General features: G+C 63.6%; 6 protein-coding genes. 1 reads left to right on the top strand and 5 read right to left on the bottom strand.

The window, feature by feature from the left end:
- Positions 1-50 precede the first annotated feature (50 nt).
- From relA to RGM2987_RS15150, 5 genes are all read right to left on the bottom strand, one after another.
- Positions 51-2,297 (bottom strand): GTP diphosphokinase, encoded by a 2,247-nt coding sequence (gene relA / locus RGM2987_RS15170; protein WP_245142571.1) that lies wholly within the window; start codon positions 2,295-2,297, stop codon positions 51-53.
- Positions 2,298-2,399: 102 nt separating this feature from the next.
- A complete protein-coding gene (rlmD, locus tag RGM2987_RS15165) occupies positions 2,400-3,770 on the bottom strand; it encodes a 23S rRNA (uracil(1939)-C(5))-methyltransferase RlmD (RefSeq protein WP_245142568.1) in 1,371 nt (456 codons plus the stop codon).
- Positions 3,770-4,672, bottom strand: a complete 903-nt coding sequence (gene cysM, locus RGM2987_RS15160) for a cysteine synthase CysM (RefSeq protein ID WP_245142565.1) — start codon at positions 4,670-4,672, stop codon at positions 3,770-3,772. The genes rlmD and cysM overlap by 1 nt, the downstream gene beginning before the upstream one ends.
- A gap of 80 nt (positions 4,673-4,752) precedes the next feature.
- Entirely contained in the window at positions 4,753-6,144 is a 1,392-nt protein-coding gene (locus RGM2987_RS15155) for a sensor histidine kinase (protein WP_280639935.1), read from the bottom strand.
- Positions 6,131-6,853, bottom strand: coding sequence for a response regulator transcription factor (locus RGM2987_RS15150; protein WP_245142562.1), 723 nt, complete (start codon positions 6,851-6,853; stop codon positions 6,131-6,133). Before RGM2987_RS15150 ends, RGM2987_RS15155 begins: the two co-directional genes overlap by 14 nt.
- A 214-nt stretch (positions 6,854-7,067) precedes the next feature.
- Between RGM2987_RS15150 and RGM2987_RS15145 the strand changes: the two genes are divergently transcribed.
- Positions 7,068-9,818, top strand: coding sequence for a response regulator (locus tag RGM2987_RS15145; protein ID WP_245142560.1), 2,751 nt, complete (start codon positions 7,068-7,070; stop codon positions 9,816-9,818).
- The last annotated feature ends 41 nt before the right edge of the window (positions 9,819-9,859 follow it).

Below are 9,859 nucleotides of genomic sequence, written 5' to 3'. Positions count from 1 at the left end.
CTGATACACCGCTTTCGCGAGCAAGCCCGCTCCCACATAAGGGCCGGCGCTTAACCCGGCGTCCGATTACGCCGGGTCTCGATGATGTTCGGCAACTGGGAAATCCGCCCCAGCAACCGTCCCAGTGCATCCAAACCCGGAATCTCGATGGTCAGGGACATCAGTGCAGTGTTGTCTTCCTTGTTCGAGCGAGTATTGACCGCCAGCACGTTGATCCGCTCGTTGAGCAACACCTGGGACACGTCACGCAGCAGGCCGGAGCGATCGTAGGCGCGGATGACGATGTCCACCGGGTAGGTGAGCACCGGCACCGGGCCCCAGCTGACCTGGATGATCCGCTCCGGTTCACGGCCGGCCAGTTGCAGCACCGAGGCGCAGTCCTGGCGGTGAATGCTCACGCCTCGGCCCTGGGTGATGTAGCCGACGATCGCATCCCCCGGCAACGGCTGGCAGCAGCCGGCCATCTGGGTCATCAGGTTGCCCACGCCCTGGATCTGGATATCACCGCGCTTGCCGGGCTTGTAGCCGGTGGCCTTGCGCGGGATCAGTTCCAGTTGCTCGTTGCCGCGTTCCGGCTCCACCAGTTGCTGGGCCAGGTTGACCAGTTGCGCCAGGCGCAGGTCGCCGGCACCGAGGGCGGCGAACATGTCTTCGGCGGTTTTCATGTTGGCCTTTTCGGCCAACTTGTCGAAATCCACCTGCGGCAGGCCCAGGCGACTGAGTTCGCGCTCGATCAGCGTCTTGCCGGCGGCGACGTTCTGGTCGCGGGCCTGCAACTTGAACCAATGGACGATTTTCGCCCGCGCCCGCGACGTGGTGATGTAGCCCAGGTTCGGGTTCAGCCAGTCGCGGCTCGGCGTGCCGTGCTTGCTGGTGATGATCTCGACCTGCTCACCGGTCTGCAGGCTGTAGTTGAGCGGCACGATCCGCCCGTTGATCTTGGCGCCACGGCAGTTGTGGCCGATCTCGGTGTGGACCCGGTATGCGAAGTCCAGCGGCGTCGCGCCCTTGGGCAGGTCGATGGCGTGACCGTCGGGGGTGAAGATATAGACCCGGTCCGGCTCGATATCGACCCGCAGCTGTTCCGCCAGGCCGCCGATGTCACCCAGCTCTTCGTGCCATTCGAGTACCTGGCGCAGCCAGGAGATTTTCTCTTCGTAATGGTTGGAGCTGGACTTGACGTCGGTGCCCTTGTATTTCCAGTGCGCGCACACGCCCAGCTCGGCTTCCTCGTGCATGGCGTGGGTGCGGATCTGCACTTCCAGCACCTTGCCCTCGGGACCGATCACCGCGGTGTGCAGCGAGCGATAGCCGTTTTCCTTGGGGTTGGCGATGTAGTCGTCGAATTCCTTGGGAATGTGCCGCCACAGGGTATGGACAATCCCGAGCGCGGTGTAGCAGTCGCGCATTTCCGGGACCAGCACGCGAACGGCGCGAACGTCGTAGATCTGGCTGAATTCCAGGCCCTTGCGCTGCATTTTGCGCCAGATCGAATAGATGTGCTTGGCGCGGCCACTGATGTCGGCTTCCACGCCGGTGGCCTGCAACTCTTCGCGCAACTGGGTCATCACGTCGGTGATGAAGCGTTCGCGGTCCAGGCGCCGCTCGTGCAGCAGCTTGGCGATCTGCTTGTACTGGTCCGGCTCCAGGTAGCGGAAGGACAAATCCTCCAGCTCCCATTTGATGTGACCGATGCCCAGGCGATGAGCCAGCGGTGCATAGATGTCGAACACCTCGCGGGCGACGCGATTGCGCTTCTCGTCATCGGCGGCTTTCACCGCGCGGATCGCGCAGGTGCGTTCGGCCAGCTTGATCAGCGCGACGCGCACGTCGTCGACCATTGCCACCAGCATCTTGCGCAGGTTTTCCACCTGGCCCTGGGTACCCAGGACCATGGAATGACGCGGGCTGAGACTGGCGCTGATGGCAGCCATGCGCAGCACGCCGTCGATCAGCTTGGCGACCACCGCGCCAAAACGCTGGCTGACCACCGGGAGCTGGATCTGGCCTTCGCGCACGCCACGATAAAGCACGGCAGCCACCAGCGAATCCTGGTCGAGCTTGAGGTCTGCGAGGATTTCGGCGATCTCCAGGCCCGTCTGGAAACTCGAGGTGCCTTCGGACCACAGGTTCTTCGCCGCGTTGTGCTGCTGCTCCGCCTCGCGAGCGAACTCGCAGGCGGCTTTCAAGGCTTCGCGATCCAGTGCCATGTCGATACTGACCGCGTGATCGAGCCAAGCCTCGAGATTGATACTGCCGTCGGTGTTGATCGGCTGGTGTGCTCTCACCTGTACCATCTTTACTTACCTTCCCTACGACGCAGATTCAATGCGTCAACATCGCTGCCCTTCGGTGCCCGTGTTTCCGCCCAGGGCTGTGGCGGATTGGCACGAACGGGGTCAGTCGGACAAGCCATCCTGGCTCGCTTCAAATAACGCCATGGCCTCGACATGCGCCGTCTGAGGAAACATATCGAGAATCCCGGCACGTTTTAACCGGTAGCCCTGCTTGATCAATTCGACCGTGTCCCGGGCCAAAGTTGCCGGGTTGCACGATACATAAACCAACCGTCTGGCGCCCAGGGACGCCAGCTTGCGCACCACCTCGAAAGCACCGTCACGGGGTGGGTCCAAGAGTACCGCAGAAAAGCCTTCGCCGATCCATTCGGCACCCGCCAGAGGCTGGGATAAATCGGCCTGAAAAAAGGCAGTGTTATGCAAATTGTTGCTGAGCGCGTTGGCCGCCGCACGGTCGACCATGGTCTGCACGCCTTCGACGGCGACCACCTGGCGCACCTGGCTGGCCAGCGGCAGGGCGAAGTTGCCCAGGCCGCAGAACAGATCCAGTACCCGCTCCTCGGGCTGCGGGGCAAGCCATTGCAGCGCTTGGGCAATCATCGCCTCGTTGACGCCGGCGTTCACCTGGACGAAATCCCCCGGGCGGTAAGCCAGTTCCAGATGCCAGGTATCCAGGCGATAGCCCAGGGATTGTCCCGGATCGACCGGTTGCGGCTCGCCCTCGCCGTGCAGCCACAGCTGGGCCTGATGAGAGGCGCAGAAATCCTTGAGGATCGTCAGGTCGGCTTCCGACAATGGCGCCATGTGCCGCAGCAGGACCGCCTGGGACGAACCGGCGAACAATTCCACATGACCCAGCGCCTGGGGTTTGCTCAAGCGCCGAAGCATGTCCGGCAGGCCGCTCATGATCGGCTGCAAGGGCTGTACCAGCACCGGGCACTCGCCGATGGCGACGATGTCCTGGCTGCCAACAGCGCGAAAGCCCACCTCGAGTTTTTTCGCCTTCTGGTCCCAGCGCACCGCCACGCGGGCGCGCCGCCGGTAACCTAACTCTGGCCCGCTCAACGGCTCGGCCCACTCATCCGGCTCGACGCCGGCCACCCGCGACAACTGCTCGGCGAGCATGCGCTGTTTCAGGGCAAGTTGTTCGGCGTGGGGCAAATGCTGGACGCTGCAACCGCCACAGCGACCGGCATGGATGCACGGTGCCGGACGACGCAGTTCGCTGGGCAGGAACACCCTTTCGGTGCGGGCTTCGACCACTTTGCCATGGGCACCCAACACCCGCGCCTCGACCTCTTCGCCGGCCAGGGCACCGATGACGAACCAGGTGCGTCCATCGACAAAGCCGATGCCGCGCCCATCGCTGGAGAGGCGTTCGATGATCAGCCGCTGCTTTTTACCGGTGGGCACTTGCGGGGCCCGGCTTCCGCCGCTGGGCTGGAAGCGCAGGCCTCTCTCTTGCTTGGCCATCAGTTGGGTGCGTCGAAAATGCCGGTCGACAGGTAGCGGTCGCCGCGGTCGCAGATGATCGCGACGATCACCGCGTTTTCAACTTCCTTCGACAGGCGCAGCATCCCCGCCACGGCACCGCCCGAGGACACGCCACAGAAGATGCCCTCCTCGCGCGCCAGGCGCCGGGTCACGTCCTCGGCTTCGGCCTGGGCCATGTCGATGATGCGGTCCACGCGATCGGCCTGGTAGATCTTCGGCAGATACTCTTCGGGCCAGCGACGGATGCCGGGGATGGCCGCGCCTTCCATCGGCTGCAGGCCGACGATCTGCACGTCCGGGTTCTGTTCTTTCAGATAGCGCGAGGTGCCCATGATGGTGCCGGTGGTGCCCATCGAACTGACGAAATGAGTAATGGTGCCGCCGGTCTGACGCCAGATCTCGGGGCCGGTGCTGGTGTAGTGGGCCTCGGGATTGTCGCCGTTGGCGAACTGGTCGAGCACTTTGCCACGGCCCTCGGCCTGCAGGCGCTCGGCCAGGTCCCGGGCGCCTTCCATGCCTTGCTCCTGGGTGACCAGAATCAACTCGGCGCCGTAGGCGGTCATCGCGGCCTTGCGTTCGGCGCTGGAATTGTCCGGCATGATCAAGACCATCTTATAGCCCTTGATCGCCGCCGCCATCGCCAGGGCGATACCGGTGTTGCCGGAGGTCGCCTCGATCAGCGTGTCACCGGGCTGGATCTGCCCGCGCAGTTCGGCGCGGGTGATCATCGACAGCGCCGGCCGGTCCTTGACCGAACCCGCCGGGTTGTTCCCTTCGAGCTTGAGCAGAAGCGTATTGCTGGTGGCGCCGGGCAAGCGCTGCAAGCGGACCAGCGGCGTGTTGCCGACGCAATCGGCGATGGTGGGGTACTGCAAAGTCATGGCGTATTCGCAATCCGGACTGCGGGGGCGCCTATCATACCGGCAAACCTTGCCAGGCCATATCACGCAAAGTGCGGTTGTTATGGTTTATGGGAATAAGGCGCTGGAGGCCGCCACGGGGGATCAGTGGCGGTTAAACGCAGGTTAAGGCGCAGCCCCTTCCCCGCATTTTGCGCCCACATCCGCCCGCCCTGGCGCCTCACCGCATTGCACGCGATGCTCAAGCCCAACCCAAAACCACCGTCCCCCGGACGGGAGCCATCGAGGCGGGTAAAGGGATCGAAAATACGCTGCAGGTCCTGCTCGGCCACCCCACCCCCTTCATCCTCCAACCACAGGAGCCAGAACTGGCCGTCGCGCCGACCGTCCAGCCGTACGATGCCGCCGGGCGGCGAGTGGCGGATGGCATTGCGCAGGACATTTTCCAAGGCCTGGGCCAGCGTGTTGAGATTGCCCAGGACCCAGCATTCGGCATCCACCGCACAACGCATCTGGGCCGCGGGCCAGCCGCTTTCATAACTGGCATTTTCCGTGAGCATTTCCCACAGAGCCTGGATCTGGATGGCTTCGGCCGGCAACAGGGCGCGCTCGGTGTCGAGCCAGGCCAGTTGCAACGTGTCGTCCACCAGTCGTTGCATGCCGGCGACTTCCCGGGCAATGCGTTCGCGCAGCCGGACCAGATCCTGTTCACCTTCGCTCGCCACCTGCAAGCGGCTGAGCGGCGTGCGCAGTTCATGGGACAGGTTGCGTAACAATTGTTGTTGCAGGGCAACCGTGGATTGCAGGCGCTCAGACATGTGATCGAAGGCACGACCCAGCTCGCCCAGTTCATCGGTCCGGTTGGTGGTGTGGCTGGACAGGCGCACATTCAACTGATCGGCCCGCCAGGCGTTGGCCTGCTCGCGCAGCTGGTTGAGCGGCACCACCAGCAGGCGATACAGACCGACACACAGCAGCAACGTGAACAGCCCGGGAATCACGCCATTGGTGATCACGCGCCAGAACACCCGGTACTGCCCCGGCAGGAAACGCTCGGGCAGTTCGATCACCAGGCTGCCGGCGGACGGGTCACCGGGAAACGGCACCCGCAGCCATGGGCGGCCCTTCTTGTGGATCGGCCAGTCGAGGCCGCGCAAGAAGGTCAGGCGCTGGATTTCGCTGTCGGTCAGCGGGCGATCCCCCAGGGATTGCAAATCACAGCCAATCACGCCAACCCAACTCGTTTCACGCTGTTGCATGCCTTGCAACCAGTGCTCGACGCCCGCTTGCTGGCCCGCATACCAGGCCTGTTCGGCCTCGGCGGCATAACGGCTCAGGGTGCGGCGGGCTTCATCCGAGAGAAACTGGTTGCGCACTTCCATGTAGCGCCCCCAGGACCAGCTCAGCCAGATCATCAGCAGACAGAACGCTACCAACAGGCATGCCAGCTTCCAGAACAGCGAGTGCCTTCCCGGCAGATCAGACCACCTCATCGTCGAGCCCCAGCACATAGCCCTTGCCCCAGACCGTACGCACTTGCCGAGCGGTGTAACCGATCGCCTTGAGCTTGCGACGAATCTGGCTGACGTGCATATCCAGGCTGCGGTCGTGAGGGGCGTAACCGCGTTGCAAAACATGCTGATAAAGAAAGGCCTTGCTCAACACTTCATCGCCGCTGCGATACAGGACCTCCAGCAAGCGGTATTCACTGCGGGTCAGCCCGGCCCACTGTCCGGCAACCTGTACATCACAGCGTTGCTCATCAAACTCCAGATCCATGACTTGATGGGCGATTGGCGCCGATGCCGGGCGCCGGTCCAGGGCGACACGGCGCAGAATGGCCTCGATGCGCACATGCAGCTCGAGCATGCTGAAAGGCTTGGGCAAGTAATCATCGGCACCGAGGCGAAAGCCACTGATGCGATCCGCTTCGGCGCCCAGGGCCGACATCAGCAACACGGGTGTCGACTGCCGCTGGCGCAGACGGGTCAGCACCGCGAGGCCGTCCAGGCCCGGCAGCAGGATGTCCATCAACACGACGTCGAAAGCCTGGCGATAGGCAATGTCCAGGCCTTCCTGGCCATTCTGGCACCAGGTCACGTCAAAGCCGCTACTGCCCAGGTGCTCATGCACATAGGCGCCCAGCACGGGATCGTCTTCGATGGACAGGATGCGCGGAGAAGGCGTGGAAGTGGGATTCATGATTATCTGCAAATAATTCTCAGTTGAGCGATTATTCAAGATCGGCCTCCCAGAGGCAACCGCCGCTTGGCGCTTTGCAAAGATGCATGGCGAGACGGATGCACCGCGACTTGAATTTTACGAAGATTGCCCGCCTGCAAGTCGCTACACTGCGCAAGTATTGCGTGCCGGATGCGCGCAAGCTCAATCAGATCGCTGGATGCAGGAGACAAGCGTGCTCAAGAAACTGGGAATCAAAGGCCGAGTGCTGTTGCTGACCCTGTTGCCGACCAGCCTGATGGCACTGGTCCTGGGCGGCTATTTCACCTGGATGCAGCAATCGGACCTGCATGCTCAGTTGCTGCAACGTGGTGAGATGATCGCCGAGCAGCTGGCCCCGCTCGTCGCCCCCGCCCTGAGCCGCCAGGACACCGAACTGCTGGAGCGCGTCGCTACCCAATCGCTGGAGCAGACCGACGTGCGCGCCGTGACGTTTCTCGCACCCGACCGCACGCCGCTGGCCCATGCCGGGCCGACCATGCTCAACCGGGCACCGGAGGGCAACAGCGCCCAGCTGTTGCAACGCACCGGTAATGACGCCACACGCTACCTGCTGCCGGTGTTCGGCAAGCATCGCAACCTGGCCGGCGAGCTGATTCCCGAAGAAGCCGACCGCCTGCTGGGTTGGGTCGAGCTGGAGTTGTCCCACAGCGGCATGTTGTTGCGCGGTTACCGCAGCCTGTTCGCCAGCCTGCTGCTGATCGCCGCCGGCCTGGGCCTGACCGCTTTGCTGGCCCTGCGCATGGGCCGCACGATCAACCGACCGCTGAGCCAGATCAAGCAAGCCGTGGCGCAACTCAAGGACGGCCACCTGGAAACCCGCCTGCCACCGTTGGGCAGCCAGGAGCTGGACGAACTGGCCTCGGGCATCAATCGCATGGCCGGCACCTTGCAGAACGCCCAGGAAGAATTGCAGCACAGCATCGACCAGGCCACCGAAGACGTGCGCCAGAACCTGGAAACCATCGAGATCCAGAACATCGAGCTCGACCTGGCGCGCAAAGAAGCCCTGGAAGCGAGCCGGATCAAATCCGAGTTCCTGGCGAACATGAGCCATGAAATCCGCACCCCGCTCAACGGCATCCTCGGCTTTACCCATCTATTGCAGAAAAGCGAGCTGACCCCGCGCCAGCTCGACTACCTGGGCACCATTGAAAAATCCGCCGACAGCCTGTTGGGGATCATCAACGAGATCCTCGATTTCTCGAAGATCGAGGCCGGCAAGCTGGTGCTCGACAGCATTCCGTTCAACCTGCGGGACCTGTTGCAGGACACCCTGACCATCCTCGCCCCTGCAGCCCATGCCAAGCAGCTGGAGCTGGTGAGCCTGGTCTACCGCGACACGCCATTGTCGCTGGTGGGCGATCCGCTGCGGCTCAAGCAGATCCTCACCAATCTGGTGAGCAATGCCATCAAGTTCACCCGCGAGGGCACCATCGTCGCCCGCGCCATGCTCGAAGACGAACACGAGGACAGCGTGCAACTGCGCATCAGCGTCCAGGACACCGGCATCGGCCTGTCCAACCAGGATGTACGGGCATTGTTCCAGGCGTTCAGCCAGGCTGATAACTCGTTGTCCCGGCAGCCGGGCGGCACCGGCCTGGGCCTGGTGATTTCCAAACGGTTGGTGGAACAGATGGGCGGTGAGATCGGCGTCGACAGTACACCGGGCGAAGGCTCGGAATTCTGGATCAGCCTGCGCCTGCCCAAGACCCGCGACGACGCCGAGGACCTGCCCGGCCCACCGCTGCTGGGCCGCCGCGTCGCAGTGCTGGAAAACCACGAACTGGCGCGCCAGGCCTTGCAGCACCAACTGGAAGACTGCGGCTTGCAAGTGACCCCGTTCAACTCCCTGGAGAACCTGACCAACGGCGTGACCATCGCCCACCAGACCGATCAGGCGATTGACCTGGCCGTGCTCGGCATCACCAGCAACGACATGCCGCCGGAACGCCTCAACCAGCACATCTGGGACCTCGAACACCTGGGCTGCAAAGTGCTGGTGCTGTGCCCCACCACCGAACAGACGCTCTACCACCTCTCGGTCCCCAACCCTCACAGCCAGTTGCAGGCCAAGCCGGCCTGTACCCGCAAGTTGCGCCGCTCGCTGTCCGACCTGGTCAACCCGCGCCCGCCCCGCAGCGAACCCAGCGAACCGGTAGCCAGCCGTGCGCCCAAAGTACTGTGCGTGGACGACAATCCCGCAAACCTGCTACTGGTGCAGACGCTGCTCGAAGACATGGGCGCCAAGGTGCTCGCGGTAGAAAGCGGCTATGCGGCGGTCAAGGCCGTGCAGAAGGAAACCTTCGACCTGGTGTTGATGGACGTGCAGATGCCCGGCATGGACGGACGCCAGAGCACCGAGGCGATCCGCCAGTGGGAAAGCGAACGACACTGCACGCCGCTGCCGATTGTCGCCCTCACCGCCCATGCCATGGCCAATGAAAAGCGCGCCTTGCTGCAAAGCGGCATGGACGACTACCTGACCAAACCCATCAGCGAACGGCAACTGGCCCAGGTGGTGCTCAAATGGACCGGACTGGCCTTGCGCAACCAGTCGCCGGAACGCGGCAACGAGAACCAGGGAAGCAGCGAACTGCTGGTGCTTGATCATGAAGAAGGCCTGCGTCTGGCCGCCGGCAAGGCCGACCTGGCGGCGGACATGCTGGCGATGTTGCTGGCGTCCCTGGAAGCCGACCGCGAAGCGATCCGCCAGGCCAGCGAGGCCAACGATCACAACGCCCTGATCGAACGGGTCCACCGCCTGCACGGCGCCACGCGCTACTGCGGTGTGCCGCAGCTGCGGGCGGCCTGCCAGCGCAGCGAGACCCTGCTCAAGCAGCAGGACCCGAAAGCCGCTGCCGCCCTGGAAGACCTGGAACGCGCCATCGACCGGCTCGCCAGCGAGGCCCGCATCAGCGCCTGATCCAGCGCAATAACCGCGGCGCCCATCACGGGTAAGCTGGG

The sequence above is a fragment of the Pseudomonas sp. RGM2987 genome, from assembly GCF_022952855.1.
In the GTDB taxonomy this organism is placed as follows: domain Bacteria; phylum Pseudomonadota; class Gammaproteobacteria; order Pseudomonadales; family Pseudomonadaceae; genus Aquipseudomonas.
This window is presented reverse-complemented; position numbering and strand designations above follow the sequence as displayed.

What these genes read in the sequence shown, in the direction of transcription:
- relA (WP_245142571.1), bottom strand. Translation starts at nt 2,297, where the DNA reads ATGGTACAGGTGAGAGCACACCAGCCGATCAACACCGACGGCAGTATC.
- RGM2987_RS15150 (WP_245142562.1), bottom strand. Translation starts at nt 6,853, where the DNA reads ATGAATCCCACTTCCACGCCTTCTCCGCGCATCCTGTCCATCGAAGAC.
- RGM2987_RS15155 (WP_280639935.1), bottom strand. Translation starts at nt 6,144, where the DNA reads ATGAGGTGGTCTGATCTGCCGGGAAGGCACTCGCTGTTCTGGAAGCTG.
- cysM (WP_245142565.1), bottom strand. Translation starts at nt 4,672, where the DNA reads ATGACTTTGCAGTACCCCACCATCGCCGATTGCGTCGGCAACACGCCG.
- rlmD (WP_245142568.1), bottom strand. Translation starts at nt 3,770, where the DNA reads ATGGCCAAGCAAGAGAGAGGCCTGCGCTTCCAGCCCAGCGGCGGAAGC.